At 68.0% G+C, this 1,428-nt stretch carries 1 protein-coding gene; it reads left to right on the top strand.

Going from position 1 to position 1,428, the window contains the following annotated elements:
* The first annotated feature begins 204 nt into the window (after positions 1-204).
* Positions 205-1,410, top strand: coding sequence for an IS110 family transposase (locus ACWGIF_RS37845; protein ID WP_453504402.1), 1,206 nt, complete (start codon positions 205-207; stop codon positions 1,408-1,410).
* The last annotated feature ends 18 nt before the right edge of the window (positions 1,411-1,428 follow it).

Here is a 1,428-nt window from a genome sequence, read left to right as displayed (position 1 = left end):
TCCCTAAGAATGTAAGGCGGTCCGGGAGGACCGGGTGTGGCTGATGGCTGTGTGCCGTTGATGGCTCGAGAGGACTGGCCGCCCGGTCCTCCGGGACGCTCCGACCACTGATTGAGAACTGCGGTCATCGCTGGTTAGGGACCTGTCGGCGGAGTGTTCTTCGGACCATGGAGTGCTGGTCACGACAGACACGGAGCGACAGGCTTGAGCACGCGACAGAGCCGGATATGGGTCGGCATCGACGCCGGCAAGGGGCACCATTGGGCGGTGGCCCTCGACGCCGACGGCGAGACGCTGTTCTCGACGAAGGTGATCAACGACGAGAGCCAGCTCCTCACCCTCCTCGAGACCGCCAGGGAACGGGCTGATGAGGTGCGGTGGGCGGTGGACATCTCCGGCCGCGCCTCGACGCTGCTGCTGGCGTTGCTGGTCGCGCATGACCAGCGGGTGGTCTACGTGCCGGGCCGCACGGTCAACCGCATGTCGGGCGCCTACCGGGGCGAGGGCAAGACCGACGCCAAGGACGCACGGGTCATCGCCGATCAGGCCCGGATGCGCCCCAAAGACTTCGCCCCGCTGGACACGCCGCCGGAGCTCGTCTCCACGCTCCGGGTCCTGACGAATTACCGGGCCGACCTCATCGCCGACCGCGTCCGGCTGATCAACCGGCTCCGCGACCTGCTGGTCGGCATCTGCCCCGCCCTGGAACGGGCCTTCGACTACTCCGCGGCCAAAGGCCCGGTCGTCATGCTCACCGAATACCAGACCCCGGCCGCCCTGCGCCGGATCGGTACGAAACGGCTGACGACATGGCTGCAACGGCGCAAGGTCCGTGGCGCCGACACCGTCGCGGCCAAGGCGGTGGAGGCGGCCCAGTCCCAGCAGACCGCGCTGCCCGGCGAGAAGCGGGCCGCCAAGCTCGTCTGCGACCTTGCCCACCAGCTGCTGGCCCTGGACGAACGGATCAAGAACAACGACCGGGAAATCCGCGAGACGTTCCGCACCGACGAGCGGGCCGAGATCATCGAGTCCATGCCCGGCATGGGCCCCATCCTGGGGGCCGAGTTCATCGCCATCGTCGGCGACCTGTCCGGCTACAAGGACGCGGGACGCCTGGCCTCTCATGCCGGCCTGGCACCGGTCGCCAGGGACTCCGGACGTCGCACCGGGAACTACCACCGGCCCAAGCGCTACAACCGGCGCCTGCGCTGGCTCCTCTACATGTCCGCCCAGGCCTCGATGATGCGACCAGGCCTCTCCAGGGACTACTACCTCAAGAAGCGTGCCGAAGGGCTGTTGCACACCCAAGCCCTGCTTTCTCTCGCCCGACGCCGAGTCGATGTCCTGTGGGCCATGCTCCGCGACAAGAGGCTGTTCACCTCCACCCCGCCGACCCCGGCGGCGGCTTGACACGGTCATTGAGATTCC

The organism is Streptomyces sp. NPDC054849 (assembly GCF_053610945.1).
The sequence above is the reverse complement of the archived record's forward strand: the minus strand, read 5'-3'. Positions and strand labels throughout refer to the sequence as shown.